The sequence below is a fragment of the Fundidesulfovibrio sp. genome (genome assembly GCF_058402725.1).
The window spans coordinates 1-21,233 of sequence record NZ_JBZVFJ010000064.1 but is presented as its reverse complement, the minus strand read 5'-3'; the positions used below and the strand labels follow the sequence as shown (position 1 = coordinate 21,233).

Genomic DNA, 21,233 nt, shown 5'->3' with positions numbered 1-21,233 from the left:
GGCTTCACCAGCCACGCCGGAGACGGCCGGGCGCAAGCAGCAGACACCCGCCAGGAACGCGCCTCAAAGCAGGCGCTTATCCCGGCGGACCGCCATCGCCGCAAGCGGCGATGCACAAGGAATCTGTTTTCAGAAGCCCAAAGAGGATTCGTGCTCACAATCCCCTGGCGCGAAGCGCCACGGCCCCCCGCGCGGGGATTCGCGGCTTTGCGCGAATTCCCGCGCGGGGGGCGGCGCAGCCGCCCGTCCGACGACGACGCATCCGGTGAAGCCCGCGAAGCGGAGCGGGAGTCCAGAGGGCGTAGCCCTTTGGCCGCCGGAGGCATATTCTCCGTCATCCCGTCCTCCGCGTCAGCGCCTTGAGCGCCGCGCCCGGGTCTGCCCCGCTCATGAGCGACGTCCCGACCAGCACGGCGTCGAATCCGGCCTGGACCATGCGGTCCACGTCGTCGGGGCCGACGATGCCGCTGGCGGCGATCCAGAGTTGTCCTTCGGGCTTGAGGCGCGCCAGGCGTTCGCTGCGGGCCAGGTCGGTGGCCAGGGTGTCCAGGTCGCGGCTGTTCACCTGGACGATGTCGGGGTCCAGGGCTTGTGCTTTGTCCAGGTCGGCCTCGTCGAACACTTCCACCACGGCGGGCAGGTCGAAGGCCATGCCCAGGGCGAGCATTTCGCGCAGCTCTTCCTGTTCGCACATGCGCGCGATGAGCAGGAAGGCCGAGGCCGGGGTGGCGGCGGTCTGGATCACCTGGACGGGGTGGAGGATGAAGTCCTTGCGCAGCAGGGGCAGCCCGGCGGGAGCCATGCGCGCGAGGAAGTCCAGGCTGCCCTTGAAGTGGTCCTCCTCGGTGAGCACGGAGAGGGCGGCGGCCCCGGCGTCGCGGTAGGCCTGGGCGGCCTGTTCGGGGCCGAGGGCCAGGTTGATGTCGCCCTTGGAGGGCGAGGCGCGCTTGTATTCGGCGATCACCGCGCCGGGGCCCACGTCCCAGAGGGCGCGCAGGAAGTCCGGGCGCTCGCCCTCGAAGGGCGGGGGCATGCGGCCTTCGTCCTCAAGGGCGAGGAGCCGTTCGATCTCGGCGGCTTTGGCCTGGCGGAAGCGTTCAAGCATTGATCTTTCCTTCCCAGAAGGCGGCGGCCTTGCCCTGGTCGATGGCGGCGCGGGCCTTGGCCACGGCGTCCTTGAGGGGGAGGCCGTCTTCGAGCAGGTGCAGGCAGCAGCCCAGGTTGAGGGCGAGCATGTCCTTCATGGCTTCGGGTCCGTGGCCCTGGAGCAGTTCGAGGAGCACGGCCACGGCTTCGTCCTTGTTGGCCACGGCCACCTCGGAGAGCTTGTGGCGTGGGATGCCGAGGGCGGTGGGGTCGAGGGTTTCGCGGCGCGTCCAGCCGTCGCGGATCCAGACCACTTCGGCGGGGCCGAAGGGGGAGATTTCGTCGAAGCCGCCCGCGCCGTGCACCACGGCGGCGCGCTGCACGCCCGAGAGGGCCAGGGCTTCCGCGATGAGGGGCACGAAGGAGGCGGTGGGCACGCCCAGCAGCTGGTGGGTGGGGCGCGCGGGGTTCAAAAGCGGCCCCATGAGGTTGAAGAGCGTGCGCGCGCCCAGTTCCTTGCGGATGGGCATGATGCGCTTGAAGGCCGGGTGGTAGCTGGGGGCGAAGAGGAAGGCGAAGTTCTGGGCGTCCAGCTGGGCGGGCACGGCCTCGGGCTCCACGGTGAGGGTGAGCCCGAGCGATTCCACCACGTCGGCGGAGCCGCAGGTGGAGGAGACGCTGCGGTTGCCGTGCTTGACCACCTTGTGGCCCAGGGCGGCCAGGTAGAGGGCGGTGGCGGTGGAGCAGTTGAAGGAGCAGGTGTTGTCGCCGCCGGTGCCGCAGGTGTCGATGCGCGGCCCGGCGAGGCCGGGCACGAGGCGCGCCTCTTCGAGGGCGGCCTTGACGCCGCAGGCGATCTCCAGGCCTGTTTCGCCCTTGGTCTTCAGGCCCATGAGGAACGCGCCCACGCAGGAGGCGGGCATCTCGCCCGAGTACATGGCGCGGAAGGAGGCGAGGGCTTCCGCTTCGGAGAGGTTCTTGCCGAGGGCCAGGTGTTCGAGAACTTCCATGGAGGGGCTCCTTGTTGACGGGGCGTGCGGCGTCAGCGCCGGGTTCCCGGAAGGTTGAAGAGCGTCGAGCGGATCAGGCGGTCGGAGAGGCCTTGGCCGGTCACGATGGTCTGTGTCAGCTCGAACTGCCAGGGTTCGGAGAGGGGCGAGACGTAGACGGCGTCCATCAGTTCGGCGGGCTCCACGGGGATGTGCAGGCCCAGGCCGTCGAGGAGCCTCGGGTTCTCGTCGCCTTGTTCGTTGATGTAGATCAGGCGGAACTCACGTTCGTGTTCGAAGGGCTTGCGCTTGAGCAGGGCGAAGTCGAAGAGGTCCGCGATGCGGCAGTCGTCCTTGATCATGTCCTTGTAGAGGACTTTGCCTGCGGTGAGGTCGTGTGCGGCCAGCTGGGCGAGCATGCGCCCGAAGGTGGTGCGGATGGCGATGGAGTGGCCCTGGCCGCCGAAGAGCTTCCACATGGCCTCGGACTCGTACTCGTTGATGTGCCAGGAGTTGAGGAACACCTTGGGCCGGGCGGAGTTGATGTAGCGCTCGTGGGCGGCCAGGAGGTCCAGCTCCTCGGGGGGCAGGGCGATGGCCGTGCAGGGGGAGCGCATCTCGGGCGGCACGAGGCACTCGAAGGGGTCCGAGAGCTTGTCGGAGCGCCGGAAGTAGAGGCGCTTGAGCAGCAGAAAGTCGAGAAACTTCTCGAAGGAGAGATACTTCCACAGGGTGGTCTCGTGGCCGAGCACGTCCTGCGGGGAGAGATGGCGGATCTGAAGGGGCATGGGCGCGCCTACGCGATCTTCTCCGGGAAGTTCCTGAGCATGCGCATGCCCTCGGGCGTGAGCACGCTCTCGGGGTGGAACTGCACGCCCACCCAGGGGCGGTCCTTCCAGCGCAGGCCCATCACCTCGTTCTCGTCGGTCCAGGCGGTGATCTCCAGCTTCTCCGGGGCCTTGTGGGCAAGCACCAGGAGCGAGTGATACCGGCAGACCTCCATGGGGTTGGACACGCCCTCGAAGAGCCCGCTCTCGCGGTGCGTCACCTGGCTCGTCTTGCCGTGCATGATCCGGTCGGCCACCACCACGGGAGCCCCGGCGTAATGCCCGAGTATTTGATGCCCCAGGCACACGCCCAGAAGCGGCGTCTTTTTCGGCAGGTGGTTCAGAAACTCCAGGCAGAGCCCCGCGTTCTCCGGGCGGCTGGGGCCGGGCGAGATGCAGCACAGCTCCACCTTGCCGGAGTCGGCCAGCTCCAGCACGTCCGGGTCGTCGTTTTTCTTCACCACCGGGTCCAGCCCAAGCTGCTGGAAGTACTGCACCAGATTGAAGGTGAACGAGTCGAAGTTATCTATGAGTAAAAACATCGCCTTCCTCCTCCCCGGCCAGCACTTCCGCCAGCACGCGGGCCTTGTTGTGGACCTCCTGCCATTCCTTCGCGGGGTCCGAATCGTAGACCAGGCCCGCGCCGGTCTGCCAGTGCACCATGCCGTCGCGGAACCACATGGTGCGGATGAGGATGCCCGTGTCCAGGTCCACGCGGTCCGGGTCCAGGCCCAGCCAGCCGATGGCTCCGGCGTAAGGCCCGCGCGGGATGGTCTCGGTGTCGGCGATGATCTCCATGGCCCGCACCTTGGGCGCGCCCGACACCGTGCCCGCCGGGAACACGGAGCCGATCACGTCCAGGGCGTCCAGGCCGTCCTTGAGCTTCGCCGTCACATAGCTTGTCAGGTGCAGCACGTGGGAGAACTTCTCCACCTGCATGAATTTCTCCACGCGCACGCTGCCGGGCTTGGCGATGCGGCCCAGGTCGTTGCGGCCCAGGTCCACCAGCATCACGTGTTCGGCGCGCTCCTTGGGGTCGGCCAGCAGGTCCTGGGCCAGGAGGTCGTCCTGGGCCTCGTCGGCCCCGCGCGGTCGCGTGCCCGCGATGGGCGCTGTTGTCAGCGCGCCGTCCACGCAGCGCACCAGGAACTCCGGCGAGGAGCCCACAAGCGTGATGCGCGGCAGGCGCACGAAGAACATGTAGGGTGAGGGGTTCACCTGGCGCAGCCTGCGGTACACCGCGAAGGGGTCGCCCGAGAAGGGCGCGTGGAAGCGGTTGGAGAGCACCACCTGGATGCATTCGCCCTGGCGGATCAGCTCCTTGGCCTTGGCCACTCCGGCCAGGAAGGCCTGCTCGCCCGGATGGTGCAGCACGCCCCCCATCTCGGGCTTTTCGGAGGAGCGCAGCACCGCCGAGGCGTCCAGCTTGGGGCGCATGCCCCCGCCCAGGGAGAGCAGGCAGCAGCGGTGGCGCAGGTGGTCGAAGAGCACCACGTGGCCCGGCAGCACGAGCGTGACCTCCATGTCCTTGGAGGGGATCACCCTGGAGAGTTTGGGCTCGAAGAGCGCGGCCGAGGCGTAGCCGAAATAGCCGTAGAGCCCCCGGGTGATGGCGGGCAGGTCCGCGAAGCCCTCGGGCGGCGAGACGCGGATGCGCCGCATCAGCTCGCGCACGCCCTCCAGGAAGGGGCGGCCGGTGAGCTCCTCAAGGGGCTTCAGGCGGTCGTCGCGGGTGGTGACCACCAGGTTGCCGTCCTGGCAGTTGGCCGAGAGGCGGAAATCCCAGGCCAGGATCGAATAACGGCCCAGGCGTCCGTCCACCTCGGCGGACTCGAACAGAATGCCCGGACGGTCCCCCACCAGCCCCAGGTAGAGGCTGATGGGCGTCTGCACGTCGGCGGGCAGCCACTTGGCTTCCTGAATGAACTCGATCATGGCGTGTCGTCCTTGTTGGGGCGTGTGGGGGCCGGGGGAGTCTCCCCGGCCGCTCTGTCGGGCGCGGGGGCGCTGTCGTGGGAGAAGCCTCCGGCGGCCAAAGGGGCGAGCCCCTTTGGAATCCCGTGTTCGGGGGCCGGAGCGTCGTCGCGGTTGCAGGTTGGGGCGGGGGCGGGCTGTCTCCACCAGGACCTGGCGCGCTCCACCAGGAGCTCCAGGTCGCCGCCTGCGGCCACGTTGAGGTAGTTGCGGAAGCTGCGCACGGCCTCCAGGCTGTGGGGGTTGGCCTCGAAGATCAGGCGGAAGAGCTCTGCGTCTTCCAGGATGAGCTTGCGCGAGGCCTCCAGGCGGCGGGTGAAGGAGGGCGTGAGGAAGCGCTCGAAGCCCTCGTGGGCGCTCTGGGCCGCCAGGTAGGCCACGGTGGAGACGAAGTTGAGCCCCTGCACGTAGGCCATGGCCCGGTCGTGCTCGTGGGCGGTGGTGCGGAAGGGGGCGAAGCCCAGGCGGCCGAGCAGCTCCTCCACCTGGAGACAGGCCGCCTCGCCCCGGCCCGGGCACACGGCCACGCGGGGGGCCTCGCCCTCGGGCGGCACGGGGCCGAACAGCGGGTGCGTGCCCACCACGGGGCCCGGGTGCAGGGCGAGCATTTCTTCGAGGGGCCTCACCTTCACCGAGCAGATGTCCGCCACCGCGCATCCCTTGGGGATCAGCGGGGCCAGGGCGCGCAGCGCCTCCGTGACGGCCTGGGCGGGCACGCACAGGAGCACCAAGTCGGCCCGGGGCAGGGCGCGCGCGGCCTGGTCCATGTCCAGGGGGGCGTCCAGCTCGAAGCAGGCCAGGCCCTCGCGGCGGCAGCGCGCCGTGAAGAGGCGGCCCATCCTGCCGGATGCGCCCACCACGGCGAGGGTGGCGATGGCGGAAGGCGCGTTCACCGCACGAGCCTCCACTGGTCCCAGAAGCCGGGGAAGCTCTTGGCCACGCAGGCGGGCTTGTCCAGGCGCACGTCCACGCCCGCCAGCTCCAGGAGCGAGAGGCTCATGGCCATGCGGTGGTCGCCGTAGGTGGAGAAGGTGACGGGCCGCTCCTTCTCCAGGGGCGCGGGCGTTACGGTCAGGCCGTCCGCGAAGGTGGCGGTGACGCCGCCCGCGCGGGCGATCTCGGCGGCGCAGGCCTCCAGGCGGTCGGACTCCTTGATGCGCAGGTGGGCCACGTTGCGGATGGTGGTGGGCCCCTGGGCCTGGGCGGCCACGGCGCAGACCGTGGGCACCAGGTCCGGGCAGTGGCCCATGTCCACCTCCACGCCGCGCAGGCCCTGGCCGGAAACGGTGACGCCCGCGTCGTCCCACTCCACGTTCGCGCCCATGGCCTGGAGGATGTCCAGGATGGCGCGGTCGCCCTGGAGGGAGTCGCGCCGCAGACCGGTGACGCGCACGGGCCTTGGCCCGGCGGCCCCGGCGGCCAGGAAGTAGGAGGCGTTGGACCAGTCGCCCTCCACGGCGTAGGAGCGGGCGCGGTAGGGCGTGGGCCGCACGCGGAAGCGGATGCCGCCGGGGACCACCTCGCGCACGTCGGTGAAGGGCGTGGGCGTCCACTCAGTGCCCTGGAGCAGTTCCACGTCCACGGCCGCGCCGAAGTCGGCCATGGCCATGAGCGTGAGCGAGACGTACGGCCAGGAGACCACCTTGGTCCCGCCCACGCCCAGGACGATGGGGCGCAGGGCCATGGGCGCGGCCAGCAGGAGGCCCGAGAGGTACTGGCTCGATTCCTCCAGGCTTACCGTGGCGTGGTCGCCGCAGAGGCCCTCGGTGCGGATGACGAAGGGGGGAAAGCCCGGCTTGCCCTCCCACTCGAACACCGGCCCCAGGGGCGCGAGGGCGCTGACCAGCTGGCCGATGGGGCGTTCGTGCATGCGGCCCTCGCCGTGGATGCGGAAGAGGCCGCGTCCGGCGGCCAGCACGGCGGTGAGCAGGCGGCAGGTGGTGCCGGATTCGCCCACGTCGCAGTCGGCGGGGAGTTTCATGCCGCCGGTGGGGCGCCCCGCCGTGCCGGTGATCTCCCAGCCGCGCTCGGTGTTGCGGAAGACGGCCCCGGCTGCCGTGAGGCAGCGCCGGGTGCGGATGAGGTCGTCGGACTCCAGGGCGTCGGTGACCAGCGAGGTCCCCTCCGCCAGGGCCGCGCAGATGAAGGCGCGGTGCGAGACGGACTTGGAGGCCGGGGCCTGGATGTCGATGGGGGCGTTCACGCGGTGCTCCTCATGTGTTGATCAGGCCCGTTCCAGCACGGCGGACCCGGAAACGTCCAGGTGGGGTCCCGTGGGATAGCTGCCCAGGATGCGCAGGGAGTTCAGCTCCTGGCGCAGCTGCTCCAGCATGGTCTTGAACTCGTCGCGGCCCAGGTCGCACTGGAGGTCCGCGAAGAAGACGTACTTCCACTTCTCGCCGCGCAGCGGGCGCGATTCGAGCTTGGTGAGGTTGATGCCCTCCACGGCCAGGCGGTTGAGCACGGCCGAGAGGCTGCCCGGCTTGTCGGGCAGGGTGAAGAGGATGGAGGTCTTGTCGCGGTTGCCGGTCTTGGTCTCGGCGGGTCCGATCACCAGGAAGCGGGTCCAGTTGTCGGGCAGGTCCTCGATGCGGCTGGCCAGCACGTTGAGGCCCAGCATCTCGGAGAGCTTCACGTGGCCCACGGCGGCGGCCTTGGGGTTGTAGAGCACGCGCCGGGCGGCGGCGGCCGTGGATTCGGCCGGAATGATCCGGGCCATGGGCAGGTGGGCCTTGAGCCAGCCGCCGCACTGGGCCAGGGGCTGGGGATGGGAGTAGATCTCCTCGATGCGCGAAAGGTCCGAACCCTTGGAGAGCAGCGCGTGGCTGATCTTGCAATAGAGCTCGGACTGGATGAACACCTCGTGGCGCAGGAAGAGGTCCAGGCTCTGGCCCACGGTGCCCTGCAGGGAGTTCTCCAGGGGGATCACGCCCAGTTCGGCGTCGCGCAGGTGCACGGCCTCGAACACTTCGGGGATGCCCGGCTGGGGGGTGAACTCGGAGGAGCGGCCCAGGTAGCTCACGGCGGCGAAGTAGGAGAACGTGCCTTCGGGGCCCAGGTAGGCCACCTTCTGGGTGCGCTGGAGCCTGCGCGAGCTGGACATGATCTCGCGGTAGATGGAGCGCAGGTGCTCGTCGGGCAGGGGGCCCGGGTTCTCCCGGGCGAGCTTTTCGAGCACCTCCTTCTCGCGGAAGGGCTTGAACACGGGCTCGTCGCTGCCGGCCTTGAGGCGTCCCACCTCCAGGGAGAGGGCGGCGCGGCGGTTGAGCAGGGCCAGGAGGTCCTGGTCCACCTGGTCGATGGCGTCGCGCACGGCGACGAGGGGTTCGTCGCGCGCGGGGTCGTCGGTGTTGGAGGTCATGCCTAGCCTTCCTTGATCTCTTCGGCGATGCGCATGCCGAAGTGGCGTCCGGCCTGGTCGGAGCGCACGAGGATTTCATCGCCGGGCTTGAGGGCCACCACGCTCACGGGCTCGCCGCCGGGCCGCGTGAGGCGGATGGTCTCGGCGTTCTGGAGGAACACCGCGCCCTCGCGCTCGGCGGTCCTGGCCGTCACCAGGAGCATGGGGCGCACCTCCACCTTGGTGCGCCCGATGGTGGCCAGGCTCGTCTCGCCAGTGGCCGAGACGATGAGCACCTCGTCGCCCGAGGCCAGCTCTTCGAGGTAGGTGGTGCGGTCGCCGGGCATCACGGCGTAGGCGTGCACGGCCCCGGCGTTCACCCGGAAGGGGCGCGCGGCCACGTAGGGGTTGGATTCGGTCTCGGCGTGCACCAGGAAGGTGAAGGCGCTCGAATTGCCCACCAGCATGCCCTGGCCTTTTTTCAGCACGCTCATGGTGTCCACGCAGACGCGGTGGCCCAGGCCCGCGGGCTTGATGGCCGTGACCACGGCCGTCTCCAGGGGCATGGCCCCCTGGGAGAGCTTCACGCCGGAGACGATGCGCTTGAGGTCGGCGGCCGCCTCGGGGAGCACGAGCACGGCGTCCACGCCGCGTTCCAGGATGCCTGCGGCCAGGAGCGCGCGGTCGAGCCCGTCCACCTCCACGGCCAGCCCCTTGGCCTGGGCCAGGATGTTCTCCACGGGGATGATCTCCCAGCCCAGGGAGAGCACGGTCCTGCGTCCGTCCTTGAGGGCGTCCACGGCGGTCTGCTCGTCGGCTTTGGAGTTCAGGGCCACGAAGGCGGCCTCCTCGGGGGTGAAGACCTCCACGCGGCCCAGGGCGCGCACGGCGTCGGCGTGTTGGGGTTCCGCGAGCACGGCGTCCACGCCCGACTCAAGGGCCAGGGTGACGAGCTTCTTCTCGAAGGGGATGGCTTTGAACCAGACCTGTTTCACGATGTCCCGCCTAGTCCTTGAGGAGTTCCATGGCCTGTTCCACCTCCCAGTTGAGGTGCACCACGCCGTGCAGGGCCTGAACCAGCCGGGAGGGCTGGGCGTACTGGAAGATGTTGCGCCCGATGGAGAGGCCCGATCCGCCCGCCTGGACGGAGTCGTGGGCCATGGTGACCAGGTCGCGCACGTCGGAGAGCTTGGGGCCGCCCGCGATGACCACGGGGATGCAGCAGGACTCGCAGACCTTGGCGAAGGTCTCCACGTCGCCGGTGTAGGGCACCTTCACCACGTCCGCGCCCAGCTCCATGCCCACGCGGGCGCAGTGGGCCACGGTGGAGGGGTCGTACTCGTTCTTCACCTTGGGGCCGCGCGCGTAGACCATGGCCAGCACGGGCATGCCCCACTCGGTGGCCTTGGAGGTGGCGCGGCCGAAGTCTTCGAGCATGTGGCGCTCGGTCTCGTCGCCCAGGTTGATGTGCAGGGAGACGCCGTCCGCGCCGAGCTTGAGGGCGTCCTCGACGGTGCCCACGAGGGTCTTGGCGTTGGGGAAGGGCGAGATGGTGGTGGAGGCGGAGAGGTGGATGATCAGGCCCACGTCGCGGCCGCGCTTGCGGTGGGAGCAGCGCACGAGGCCCTTGTGCATGAGCACGGCGTTGGCGCCGCCCTCGGCCACCTGGTTGATGGTCTCGCGCATGTCGATGAGTCCGTCGATGGGGCCCACGGTGACGCCGTGGTCCATGGGGACGACGATGGTGCGGTTGTTGTTGCGGTTGAAGATGCGTTCCAGGCGTACGGCTTTTCCGATGAGCATTTTGTGATCCTCCGCGGTTGCGGCCTCCGGATAAGCCGGGGTCCTGGTAAACGAAGAGGGCCGCCGGCTTTATGCCAGCGGCCCTCGGTTTGGTTTCCGGTCGATTCGTTTCGTTACCGTGCACCACTCCCGATACCGCTGGCGCGGCTAAACCAAAAATAAAACCAGGAAAAGAAGCCAGCGGTAAAGTTGGTGGAGTGCATGGACAGGCTGACTACCCGCCCGGCGGCGGGGGTGTCAAGGGGGGAATGCGAAAAATGGGAAAAGGGGGGGGCTGGGCCTGTGGTAAGATTCCCAAAGGAGTAGCTGAAGTAGATAAAAGTGATAATTATAGTATGTTGTGTTGGAGAGGTTTATGCGAGGGGTGAGTTGGCAGTAAAAACGTTTGCATGGGGCTTTATGGTGTGTTTAGTTAAATTGTAAAAAACAAATGCTATGGGGAGGTGCAATTAATTGTTAGGAGCTTCTGGTCGTGAAGGATAGAGTTTTCAAGGTGGCTGTCGACGTAAACGAATGATTGTGGCGGATGAAAGCGTGGGTGTGTGATTCGAAGGTGTTTTATGGTGATTGGAGTTGAGAATTGATAGAACCTAGAGAAGTGTATTGAAAAGCCAGACTCTTTGTTGTTGAGATAGGAAAAAAAATCTTGCATAGTCAATGCCGACTGTTTTCCTGACATGTTCCAGAGTTGCTGTACTGGCAGGTGCAAGACTTCATCTATTGTGAAATATCCAGCAATCCTTTGGATTGGTGATGTAACATAGACGTAGACGCGATCGTTTTGTTTGATTCGTGGAAAAGTTCTTCTTATCTCGGCACATTTTATGCCGAGTTGAATGTTTCTTGCATGTATCTCTTTGAGTGAAATGAGGATGCTTTTACTTACCATGGTGTGCTGCAATTTGATAAACGTCCATGAATGTTTGGTGGCCAACTACTACGGGAGAAATTGGGTTGAATGACTTGTGTTCGTTTTTCTGGACGATATCAACTAGTGTTTTGAATGAAACAGTGTGCTGAAATACCTCTGTTTTTGAAAAACCGATGGCCATAATATTTTTGTGAGGGTTGTTGTTTGCAGTTCTGAGGATGTCGTCCCAGGAGTAAATGCCGAGACGGTTGTACTTTGTGAACAAGCTTTTTGCTGTCCCGATTTCTACGCTGTTTATTGCTGATGTGGCGATGCAGCATTTTGAGGTGCAGTGCTCGTTGTCGTGGCTAGTGTACCAGAGTATTCTGCCAGGTGTTGTTATGTTAATACCCCTCGCTGAGCGATAGTATACTCTGAGTGTTTGAGCCATAAGGTCGCATGATCCAAGTAGTGAAGGCTGGTGCCACTTTGTTGAAATGAGATTCTTTGCCCATTTTGGTTGGATAGGAATAATGTATGTTGGTATATTGAGGCTTATTATTTTGGCTGGCCATACCGCTGCTTCGAGTTTAAAAAGGTCTTCGTTGCTGAGTTCGGGTTGATTGTCTGCAATTAAAGATTTTTCTAGTGCGTTTTGCGTTGAAATGAACCCTTTTAGGATTGCTCTATAGGGGTTGTTGTTAACATTAATGAATCCCGCGTCGGCTATAGATCTTTCAAGTAGGCGACCATAGTGTTTGTCTGTGATGACGATTTTGTCGATTTTTTGTGTGAGTGAGTTGTATATAATGTTTTCAAAAACATGCGTGGCAATGGTGTGTGCGTGTTTTATTGATTTATTTAGGCGAAGTAATTTGATTTCGAGGGATAAGCCTGATTTTGTCTGTGCGCACAGACCCACTTCTTCTGAATGTGCAAGGATTGTGAATATTGATATGTTGCTAGTGTTGGTGTTTGAGAAGTCTAGTTGGCTTACGAAAGAGCGTCTACTTTCGTTTGGAGCCTTATAGCTATCGTATAATGCAGAGAGTTTGAGGTTGTCAATGGGTTTGAATATGATCTCTGGGTTGTTGATGTATCCTGGGAAGTATAGATTTCGTCCGCTGTTGCTGCAGTAGTTGATAATGAATTCGCTTGGAGTGTGTATGGTGATGCCATATTTTTTTTGGATTTCTTCTGCGTGGGATAGTATTCTGCCGTCGTTAGTAATGAATGCGTCTGCTTTGCTGTATGCTGCAGATGCAAGATGCTCTGCATCGTCGTTGTGGTTTTGGCCGAGAATTGAAATTAAGCCGTGCTTGATCTCTGGGTCTTGGCATAGGCCTAGTTGTTGAAATGAGTTCAAAAAGGCTCTGGTTTGTTCGCGAGAAAACTTGTCCGTATTTCTGTTTGCCTCGACAAACGAATGTTGCGATATTCTGAAGTCGATTTCATCGGCATATGTGAAAGATAGTAAAGAGTGTCTGTCGCGATGGATGTCGTTCATTGTGTCTATCGCAATGTTCATGTCCAATACTGCAAGAAATTTCGTATTTTCAGGTTTAAGTGATAGTAAGTGAGGTCTATTTCTGTATATCCAGAGGGTCAACGTTGTGTCTGTGAGGCCGCGTCCAGGCTTTTCGTGTTGGGCGATGAATTGATTTTTTTCCCAAAAGTGATCAATCCCATAGTCGCGACGGCATTTAACTGTGATTGAATCGAGTTGTGAGGTTATCTTTTTTAGGTGCTCAATTAAGGTGAATCCAACTCCGTACATTCTAAAGTCGTTGTCAACACAGACGTGGGCAAGTCTGCAAATATTGTTCTGCTTTGGAGCAAATAGGAGATATCCAATGACGATGTTGGTGTTTGACACAGCTACAAGTATGCGGTTGTCCCTTGCGTAGTCCCGGAAGGCTTGTGCTGGGAGGAAACCGAGGGTTTTTTTATGACTGTCGCCTAGTGAAATTACGTCTTCAATTAGGCTTGGATTGTCTTTAATGCGTACAATAGAGTAGTTCATAGTTGCTATGATTTTGTTAGGCGATATTGTATGATTGATCGGGTGTGGTGTATTATTCTTGGCTTGATTTGTCCCTGTGGACGTTGGTACTGTATTGTGTCGCATTGTCAAGCTCAGGGATTGGGGTGGGCTGAAGTGTTGTGGCTGACGTGATATGCGTGTAGCCTTTGTGAAGGATGCTCCGTATTCCAGCGGGTTGTTGGAGTCGGATAGGACTGTCACCGATGATAGCTGTCGCTCACAGGCACTTTTGAACTTGGGGAGGAGGTGCCCCCCTCCACACTCAGAGGAGGGCGTACGGAACTCAAAGGGGCACCTGCCCAGGTCGTGCGCACTCATTCCCCCCCGCCAGCTCCAGGGCGCGCTTCGCCAGGGCCGGGGGCGATGCGGTATCCCGCAGCTTTCAGGGCCTCCAGCACGGGGGGCACGCGCAAGGTGAGCCCGCGACGCCGGGCCTCCACCGCCAGTCCTTACCCCTTGCGGCGCAGATCCCCGATGAACGGCTCGCGCGCCTCGGGCCGGGGCGCGGCCCCGCCGGGGGCTCCCTCCAGCCCGGCCTTGAGGGCGGAGAGCAGCGCCTTGGTGGCGTCGATGAACTCCTGGTCGTGCGTCGTCCGGTTGAAGGTGGCGTGCAGGACGATCTTGGCGGGATGCGGCGGATAGCCCGTCGTTACGGTCCAGGCCAGGGCGTTGGGGCAGTCCGGCACCCAGAAACGGACGCCGCCCATCACTTCGTCGCGCCGGATGTGGTAGCGGCCCCATTGCAGAAAATAGACGACGCGGCCGAGTTCTTCGGCCTCGTCCACGGACTCGATCTCCTCGCAGAGACCGGGCAGGGCGTCCAGGGTCAACAGGTTGCGGATGCCCTCGGATGTGGTGGCTACATCCGCGAATTCGAAGAATTCCATCATTTCCCCCGTCTGAGCAATGTTGGAGGATTCTGCCGGGACTCGGGCGGAGCAACGCCCCGCCCCCGTCAGCCCCTGGCGGGGTCGCCCCGGTCCAGGTCCAGGCGCATGGCCGCCAGGCACAGGGCCAGTCCGGCCGCGCAGATGCCCGCGCCCAGCCACAGATAGCCCGCCGGGCCGAAGGCGTGCACCGCCGCCGTGCCCACCAGCGGCCCCATGAAGCTCCCCGCCTGCATGGCCATGGTGGCCAGGTTGGAGTTCACCCCGCGCATGCGCGGCTCCGACACGGCCACCATGAGCGCGTTCATGGCCGGGGAACCCGCCCCCATGCCCAGGCCCATCACCACCGCCGCCGCCAGCAGCTGCCACAGCCCCGAGGCCGTGGCAGCCAGCGCGCACGACACGCCCGAGAGCGCGAAGCACAGGCCGATCAGCCGCATCTTGCGGATGCGGTCGAAACGGTGGCTGGCCGCCAGGCGCACCAGGATGATGCAGGCCATCTGCACCATGAAGAAGGCCCCCACCTCGGGCACGGCCAGGGTCTGGAAATAGGCTTTGGAGAGGAAGAACACCCCCGAGAACACCGTGATGTAGAGCGCGCACACCCCCAGCACCGCCGCCACGGGCGGGCGCGCCGCGCCCCGGGCCATGGCCCGATAGCCCACGGGCGCGGGCGGCGCGAGGCGGCCCGCCCCGGCGCGGCGGCCGATGACCGGGGCCACCACCAGCACCGGGGCCAGGCACAGCGACATGGCCATGTACCCCCGGGCCAGGGAGCCCGGCTGAGCGAAGAGGGCGTCGAACACTGCGGGGACCACGCAGTAGGGCAGGAGCATGGCGATGGAGTACATCCCGAAGGCCTGGGCGCTGCGTCCGGCCGGGATGCGCTCCACCAGGAGCGTCATGGCCGAGGCCGAAAGGAGGTAGACCCCCAGCCCGTTGGCCAGGCGCACGGCCAGGAGCGACCACGGGTCGGCGGCCGCCAGATAGGCCGATCCGCAGGCCATGAGCAGCACGGCCCCGGCGCAGGCGCGGCGGGAGGCGTTGGCCGTGGTGGTGGAGGGCGAGAGCGCCAGGTACGCCGCGATGGTGGAGAGGGACGACGCGCCGATGAGCAGCCCGCGCCATCCCGGCTCGATGCCCAGGCGCGCCAGGTGCACGTCCAGGCTGTAGAACACCGTGTGGTTGCAGTAGGCCAGGAAGACGATGCAGCACAGGCCGAGGAAATCGGCGGTGAAGAGGGGCTCGCGGCCCTTGGCGGAGGTCATGGATCGGGTGCGGGTCGCGGTCCGGCGGGGGATCAGGCCTCCCGGGCCATGTTGTCCAGCAGGGTGAAGAGCATGGCCTCCAGGTCCGGCAGGTGAAGGGGGGCCAGGCGGCGCATGGCGTCGGCGTCCTGCACGAAGGGCGCGGGGGCCAGCTCGTCGCCGCAGTGGTCGATCAGGGCCTCCATGCTCTCGGCGGTGGTCTCGAAATGGAACTGGAGCCCGGCCAGCTTGCCGCCCACGCCGAAGGCCTGGTGGGCGCAGGCCTCGCTGGAGGCCAGCAGCGTGGCCCCCTTGGGCAGGGAAAAGGTCTCGCCGTGCCAGTGGAAGCCCGTGAAGCGCGCGGGGATGCCCCGCATGAGCGGCGAGGACGCGGCCCAGGGCGAGGCCGAAAGGGGATGCCAGCCGATCTCGCGCGCGGGGTTCCTGGTCACGTGGCCGCCCAGCACCTCGGAGAGAAGTTGCGCGCCCAGGCACACGCCCAGCACGCTGCGGCCCCGGGCCACGGCCTGCTTCACGCAGCGTTTCTCGTCGGCAAGCCAGGGGAATTCGAGTTCGTCGTGCACGCTCATGGGGCCGCCCATCACCGCGAGGAGGTCGAACTCCCCGGGCTCCGGCAGGGCGTGGCCCGCGTGGAGCAGGCGGCGGTCCAGCTCGTGGCCGCGCCGGGCGGCCCAGACGGCGATGTTGGCGGGGCCCTCGAAGGGGACGTGCTCGATGGTGGCGATGCGCATGGGCGGCTCCTCGGTCCGGTTGATGGACCCGATCGCGGCCCAGGTCAAGGGGGAACCTGGGCGGCGGGATTTGCGCGGCGCGCGCCCGGCTGTTATGCACGGGTCGGCATGTCCCCGAGCTATTCCGTCATCGTGCCGGTACTTGGCGAAGCGGCGCGCATCAACCGCCTGGTGGACCACGTGCGCGCCGTGGGCTACGGACTGCCCGTGGAGATCGTGGTGGTGGACGGACGCCCCGGGGCCGACACCCTGGCCGCCCTGGACCGCCCGGGCGTCACGGCCCTGTGCGCCCCGCGCGGCCGGGCCAGCCAGATGAACGCCGGGGCCGCCGTGGCAACTGGGGACGTGCTGGTGTTTCTGCACGCCGACTGCGCCCTGCCCGCCGGGGCCTTCGCCGCCATGGAGCGCGTGCTGGCCACGGGACGCAGGATCGGAGCCTTCGGCCTGGCCATCCGCTCCGGGAAGTGGTCGCTTCGGCTGGTGGCTCTGGCGGCCACGCTGCGCTCGCGGCTCACCGGCGTGCCCTACGGCGACCAGGCCATCTTCATGGAACGCGCTGTTTTCCGCGCCCTGGGCGGCTACGCGGACATCCCCATCCTGGAGGACGTGAACCTCATGGTGCGCGCCCGTCGCGCCGGGATGCGCGCAGGATTCGCCCAGGGCCGCTGCACGGCCTCGGCCCGGCGCTGGGAGGCCGACGGGGTCTGGCGGCGCACCTTCGCCAACTGGGGCATCATGGCCCGCTACCTGCTGGGCGCGTCCCCGGAGCGTCTCGCCCGGGACTACCCGCCCTGCACCGAGGAGGACACTCCGTGAACGCATTCGAGGAACTGGCCGGAGGGGCCATCCGCGCAGAAGGCCTGGACGTGTTCCAGGTGAACGTGGGGCTTCGGTGCAACCTCTCCTGCACCCATTGCCACCTGGAGGCCGGCCCGGCCCGCAAGGAGCTCATGGACCGCGCAACCCTGGACAAGGCCGTCGCGGCGGCCCTGTCCGTGCGGCCCGCCCTGGTGGACGTGACCGGCGGCTCGCCGGAGATGAACCCAGGCCTGCCGGACTTCCTGCGCAGGCTGCGGGGCGCGGGCCTGGCCGTGCAGGTGCGCAGCAACCTGGCCATCCTGGAGGAGCCGGGCTTCGAGGACTTCCCGGCCCTCTACCGCGAGCTGGAGGTGGGGCTGGTGGCCTCGCTGCCCTGCTACCTGGAGCAGAACGTGGACCCCATGCGCGGCTCCGGCGTCTACCGCAAGGTGCTCTCGGCCATGCGCCGCCTGAACGCCCTTGGCTACGCCGCCCCAGGCGGCCCGGCGCTCGACCTGGTGTTCAACCACCCCTTGGGTCCCTGGCTGCCGCCGTGCCAGAAGAGCCTGGAGGACGCCTACCGCAAGGAGCTGGCTCCCCACGGCGTGGCCTTCTCGCGCCTGATCGCCATCGCCAACATGCCCCTGGGCCGCTACCTGGAGGAACTGGAGGCCAAGGGCCAGGCCCAGGGCTACTGGAAGCTCCTGCGCGACGCCTTCAACCCCGCCACGCTGCCCGGGCTCATGTGCCGCCGCCAGGTGAACGTGGGCTGGGACGGCGCGCTCTACGACTGCGACTTCAACCAGGCCCTGGGCCTGCGCGTGAACCACGGCGCGCCCGACCACCTGGACGCCTTCGACCGCGAGGCCCTGGCCGGGCGCACGGTGGTCACCGGGGCGCACTGCCTGGGTTGCACGGCCGGGGCGGGGTCCAGCTGCCAGGGGTCGTTGGCCTGAGCGCGGGGAGGTTTCCGACAGCGGGCGGGACGACGCCTCCGGCGGCCAGGGCGCTGCCCTGGACCGTGGGGATCATCCCTCCGGACCCGGGACGGAGGGGACGTGAGGGCTGACGTCCGTCTGCTCCTGATGCTGCGCGCCCCCCTGGAGGGGCGCGTGAAGACCCGTCTGGCCCGCGACGTGGGCGACAGGACGGCTCTGGCCCTCTACCGGGCCATGGTGGAGGACGTGCTGGAGGCGCTGGACGGGGCGGGCGCGCGGGTGGTCCTGCTGGTGGACCCGGGCGGGGAGATCCCCCTGGTCCGCCGCTGGCTGGGGGACGGACGGGAGTGCGTGCCCCAGCGGGGCGCGCACCTGGGCGAGCGGCTGGAGAACGCCTTCGCCTGGGCCTTTGCGGCAGGCTGCGACGCGGCGGCCGCCGTGGGTTCCGACGTGCCGTGCCTCACGCCCGGGGCCGCGGGGCTCCTGGTGGAGGGCCTGCACGCGGGCCGCGCGTGTCTCGGCCCCTCCCCCGACGGCGGCTACTGGGCCGTGGGCTTCACCCGGGGGAACTTCCTGCCCCGGGCCTTCCGGGGCATGCCCTGGAGCGAGCCCGGCCTGCTGGCCCGCACCCTGGAGGTGATGGCCCCCCTCGACCCCCTCCTTCTGCCGGAACTGGCGGACGTGGACACCCTGGCCGACCTGCGATTATTGGCCGAAGCCCCTTGCCAGGGCGCGTTAAGAACAAAAACAATTTTTGGTTCGTAATGTGCGGTAGGGGTCGCTAAGGGTGAAAGTTATTCAACTTCATGGTTCGATCACTTCAAGGCGCATGATGCTGCATACTCTGCGCATAGTGCTGGCCATTCCATCTGGTGGATAGTAAATTCTGAGTTTTGAAGTATGCTGAGCCTCTCGTAAAAAAGCGGATGTATAACCCATTTTCTGTCGGCGTTGATTTTAGTGCCTCCCTCAAAAAATGCATTGACGTGGTCGATGTATTTGTTGTAATAAAATTCATAATATATCCAATGAGTACCCTGCTGAACGCATATTGCCCTGTCGTGTGTTGTTCCGTTTTGGACGCCCAAAAAGCCTATGGAGTATAGCCGCATTATAATTTCATCTCTAGTTAAAGGCGCTTCTGAGAGTCTGGTCTCAGTTGTTAGTATTTTGTCCCGGATTGCAGATGTTGAGATTATGTTGGCTGAATTTTTAAATCTAGATAGAACGTCGGCAAGAAGCGGATATTCGAGGAGGAATTCGTTGATAAACTCTCCTGTCACTATCTCCTGTGATTCTGATTTGACGATTGAGCGGATTATTGCAGGTGTGTCGATAGACTTGTTTCCAGCCTCTATGTTGTTTATTATTGAGTTAAAAAAAGACAGCAAATAACGTTGAAGGTCGCGTGGACGCCAAAGTGAATGTCGAACGATGAATAGGAAGAAATCCTCCGACGTTTTGGAGTTTGGATTGTCGACTCTTTTTTCTATTTGTAATTCTTTTAATAATTCTTCGTATTCCTTGAGGAGGTCTGATGTTGAAGATATTGGCTTTGTCTTGCCTAGCGCCACATGACACCTTTTGACAAAGAATAAAAGTAAGTCTAGTGGATTCCACTCGATTCTAGCGCTGTGGGCGACCTGGAACTGTGCAATTTCGCGCAGGTTCAGTTCTTGAAACCTGTCGTGCGGTATTGCAAAAGCCATGTCAATATTACTGTAGTGTTTGTCGTCCTTTATCATTCGGGCCGCAAGCAGCAGTCCCCTAAGCATATTCCTTTGGAATAGAACGATACGCGTTCTTTCTTTTAAGCGCTCATCTTCGTTGGGAAGTGCCTTGGCGTACCGCATAAATGCTAAATCATTTTCGGCAATTGAGTCAATGAAGTCGTCGTATTTGTCTAGTGTGATAAGGACTCGATATTTCCCATTCGCAAGTATTGTGTGAAGCGCGTTGATGGCACGGTTAGGGATAAGCCGAGATTGAATGGATTCAGAAAATTTCGCAGCAAGCCTCGAAAGGAAGGTGCCTATCGTCCTACTGTGAGTCAATAAGTCTTCGATTAGATTGACAGCTAACTCAAGGTAGATTGGCAATAAGTTCTGTGGGTCGGAGTATGTTGAGTAGTATGTTTTTTTTCCAAGTTTCTGGTTAAGATATTTTAGCAATATCTTATATTCTTTGCCGTGTTTTTCCATTACTTGGGGGGTGTTAACCAACTTGATCATTAAATAACTGAGGATGGCTGCGGTCCATACAGTCGAGAAAAAGCGTTGGTATTCGACAAGGCTGTCGATGTCTTTTCCAATCTTCCCGTCAAGAGTTGAAAATAGTATCCTGTATAGTGAAGTGAACTGTGAATTGTCAGCATCCATTTCAATGGTTATTGTGTATGATTCTCCCTCCTGTCTGGTGAATTGTTCAATCAGGGCTGTTTTTCCAACGCCTTTCCTTCCGATCAGGATGAAGACATCAGAGTCAATCAGTTTGGAAAATGTGTCCGACTTGACAAAAACCTCTGGATGATTTCGGAGAAGTGTATCCTTCTCGGCTTTTATCTCTCCAAAGGCAGCCCTAATGCTTTTGTACTTTTCAAGGAGGGTCATAGGTATGTCCTTTTCGAGAACAAGGTTTCTTAGTAAGTGCGATTGAATATAATAGACGCAGCTGACTTGGGTTGCAAGTGAAATCATTACTGTTTGCACATATAGATATGTGTTTGTTCATGGCTATGCGCAGCCATTTGCGTGTGTTCTGCGAATTGTTAACATAGTGTGCCTATATGCTGCTGAGACGGAACACCCAGTAGAATGTAATGTAATGGCTGCTGCCTGATGGAATGCTGATTCTTGAAGCTCATTCGAAGGTTAGCTGGCAAGGCGTAGAATTAAACTAAGCCTGTAGTGTTTTTCGTATACGGGATGGTTTGATTAGTTATCTGCAATGCAGCAAACTAGTATGATAAATAGGCGGCTGGCAGTGTTCAGAACGCGAAGCGAAGTGTCCGAGTGGAGGACGCGTGTGACGAGTTTTGGAAGAGAGCATCAGAAGCCATCTGGTCAAGGCCCCGGCCCGTTCACGGACCAGTCGTAGGGCAAAAAACGCAGCGTCACGGCCTGAGGGTCCAGGGCGGCCAGTGGCCCGGCCAACTCGGGCGGGGCGTGGCGGACCACGAAGGCGATCACGCCCGTGTTGCCGCCGAAGTCATCGAAATACCAGTCGAAGATGGCGCTCACATGGAGCGTCCGGCCTTCCAGGCGCGCCCGGTCCGGCACGGAGAGCATGGCCCGGGCCGCGCGGTCCAGCTGTTCGTCCAGGCGCGAGGCCTCGAAGGGCTCCCCGGCCAGGGGCGGGCAGCCCCGCGAGGCGCAGTTGAGGGCCGCGTGCACGCGCGGCTCCCTGAAGCGCGGGCGCAGGAAGCCGTGTTCCAGTTCGTCCAGGGTCATCAGGCCCCGGGCGGTGCGCACGAAGCGGAGCTTCCAGGGCGAGCCGAAGAATCCCCCGATGTCGCGGATGGAGGCCACGGGCCAGTGGTCTCGCACCAGGGCCAGGGTGGCGGCGTTGTAGAGGTTGATGGCCGCGGCCAGGGCCTCGGCGCGGGGCAGGGTCTCCAGATCAACGGCTGCCATGCGCTCCAGGAAGAGACCCCTGCACGGTAAAACGCCTCAATAGACCTTCCAACTATTCGTAATTCA

General features: G+C 63.5%; 19 protein-coding genes. 3 read left to right on the top strand and 16 right to left on the bottom strand.

Translation table 11 applies throughout. From position 1 onward, the window contains the following. Positions 1-334: 334 nt before the first annotated feature. The 14 genes from ACV4UX_RS10035 to ACV4UX_RS09970 form a co-directional block, all read right to left on the bottom strand. Positions 335-1,105: an indole-3-glycerol phosphate synthase TrpC gene (locus ACV4UX_RS10035; RefSeq protein WP_491593151.1), complete on the bottom strand. Its 771-nt coding sequence runs from the start codon at positions 1,103-1,105 to the stop codon at positions 335-337. Continuing rightward, positions 1,098-2,096 (bottom strand): anthranilate phosphoribosyltransferase, encoded by a 999-nt coding sequence (trpD, locus tag ACV4UX_RS10030; protein ID WP_491593150.1) that lies wholly within the window; start codon positions 2,094-2,096, stop codon positions 1,098-1,100. Before trpD ends, ACV4UX_RS10035 begins: the two co-directional genes overlap by 8 nt. Before the next feature lie 32 nt (positions 2,097-2,128). Further along, entirely contained in the window at positions 2,129-2,863 is a 735-nt protein-coding gene (locus tag ACV4UX_RS10025; protein ID WP_491593149.1) for a hypothetical protein, read from the bottom strand. Between the two features lie 8 nt (positions 2,864-2,871). After that, a complete protein-coding gene (locus ACV4UX_RS10020) occupies positions 2,872-3,444 on the bottom strand; it encodes an anthranilate synthase component II (protein WP_491593148.1) in 573 nt (190 codons plus the stop codon). After that, positions 3,425-4,837: an anthranilate synthase component I family protein gene (locus tag ACV4UX_RS10015; protein ID WP_491593147.1), complete on the bottom strand. Its 1,413-nt coding sequence runs from the start codon at positions 4,835-4,837 to the stop codon at positions 3,425-3,427. The genes ACV4UX_RS10020 and ACV4UX_RS10015 overlap by 20 nt, the downstream gene beginning before the upstream one ends. Then, entirely contained in the window at positions 4,834-5,769 is a 936-nt protein-coding gene (locus ACV4UX_RS10010) for a prephenate dehydrogenase/arogenate dehydrogenase family protein (protein ID WP_491593146.1), read from the bottom strand. Before ACV4UX_RS10010 ends, ACV4UX_RS10015 begins: the two co-directional genes overlap by 4 nt. After that, positions 5,766-7,079, bottom strand: coding sequence for a 3-phosphoshikimate 1-carboxyvinyltransferase (gene aroA, locus ACV4UX_RS10005; protein WP_491593145.1), 1,314 nt, complete (start codon positions 7,077-7,079; stop codon positions 5,766-5,768). The genes ACV4UX_RS10010 and aroA overlap by 4 nt, the downstream gene beginning before the upstream one ends. A 21-nt stretch (positions 7,080-7,100) precedes the next feature. Continuing rightward, on the bottom strand, positions 7,101-8,237 hold the full coding sequence (gene pheA / locus ACV4UX_RS10000; protein WP_173083573.1) for a prephenate dehydratase: 1,137 nt from the start codon (positions 8,235-8,237) through the stop codon (positions 7,101-7,103). Between the two features lie 2 nt (positions 8,238-8,239). Continuing rightward, positions 8,240-9,211, bottom strand: coding sequence for a 3-dehydroquinate synthase II family protein (locus ACV4UX_RS09995; protein WP_491593144.1), 972 nt, complete (start codon positions 9,209-9,211; stop codon positions 8,240-8,242). A 10-nt stretch (positions 9,212-9,221) separates the two neighbouring features. Further along, entirely contained in the window at positions 9,222-10,019 is a 798-nt protein-coding gene (locus ACV4UX_RS09990) for a 2-amino-3,7-dideoxy-D-threo-hept-6-ulosonate synthase (RefSeq protein ID WP_491593143.1), read from the bottom strand. Positions 10,020-10,897: 878 nt separating this feature from the next. Beyond that, positions 10,898-12,892 (bottom strand): GNAT family N-acetyltransferase, encoded by a 1,995-nt coding sequence (locus ACV4UX_RS09985; protein WP_491593142.1) that lies wholly within the window; start codon positions 12,890-12,892, stop codon positions 10,898-10,900. Between the two features lie 470 nt (positions 12,893-13,362). After that, positions 13,363-13,803 carry a hypothetical protein gene (locus ACV4UX_RS09980; protein ID WP_491593141.1) on the bottom strand — a complete coding sequence of 147 codons (441 nt, stop codon included), beginning with the start codon at positions 13,801-13,803 and terminating at the stop codon, positions 13,363-13,365. Positions 13,804-13,868: 65 nt separating this feature from the next. Next, a complete protein-coding gene (locus ACV4UX_RS09975; protein ID WP_491593140.1) occupies positions 13,869-15,068 on the bottom strand; it encodes an MFS transporter in 1,200 nt (399 codons plus the stop codon). 32 nt (positions 15,069-15,100) lie between these two features. After that, entirely contained in the window at positions 15,101-15,799 is a 699-nt protein-coding gene (locus ACV4UX_RS09970; RefSeq protein ID WP_491593139.1) for a type 1 glutamine amidotransferase, read from the bottom strand. A 108-nt stretch (positions 15,800-15,907) separates the two neighbouring features. On the opposite strand from ACV4UX_RS09970, the gene ACV4UX_RS09965 reads away from it, so the two are divergent. The 3 genes from ACV4UX_RS09965 to ACV4UX_RS09955 all read left to right on the top strand — a co-directional run bounded on the left by ACV4UX_RS09965 (position 15,908) and on the right by ACV4UX_RS09955 (position 18,300). Then, complete coding sequence (locus ACV4UX_RS09965; RefSeq protein ID WP_491593138.1) at positions 15,908-16,615, top strand: TIGR04283 family arsenosugar biosynthesis glycosyltransferase; 708 nt, start codon at positions 15,908-15,910, stop codon at positions 16,613-16,615. Beyond that, positions 16,612-17,553, top strand: a complete 942-nt coding sequence (arsS, locus tag ACV4UX_RS09960) for an arsenosugar biosynthesis radical SAM (seleno)protein ArsS (protein ID WP_491593137.1) — start codon at positions 16,612-16,614, stop codon at positions 17,551-17,553. The genes ACV4UX_RS09965 and arsS overlap by 4 nt, the downstream gene beginning before the upstream one ends. A gap of 102 nt (positions 17,554-17,655) precedes the next feature. Further along, positions 17,656-18,300 carry a TIGR04282 family arsenosugar biosynthesis glycosyltransferase gene (locus ACV4UX_RS09955; RefSeq protein WP_491593136.1) on the top strand — a complete coding sequence of 215 codons (645 nt, stop codon included), beginning with the start codon at positions 17,656-17,658 and terminating at the stop codon, positions 18,298-18,300. A gap of 50 nt (positions 18,301-18,350) precedes the next feature. Here ACV4UX_RS09955 and ACV4UX_RS09950 read toward each other — a convergent pair whose 3' ends face one another. Together ACV4UX_RS09950 and ACV4UX_RS09945 are read right to left on the bottom strand one after the other, a co-directional pair. Then, positions 18,351-20,144 (bottom strand): P-loop ATPase, Sll1717 family, encoded by a 1,794-nt coding sequence (locus tag ACV4UX_RS09950; RefSeq protein ID WP_491593135.1) that lies wholly within the window; start codon positions 20,142-20,144, stop codon positions 18,351-18,353. Between the two features lie 453 nt (positions 20,145-20,597). Beyond that, positions 20,598-21,167, bottom strand: coding sequence for a DUF547 domain-containing protein (locus ACV4UX_RS09945; protein WP_491593134.1), 570 nt, complete (start codon positions 21,165-21,167; stop codon positions 20,598-20,600). Between the last annotated feature and the right edge of the window lie 66 nt (positions 21,168-21,233).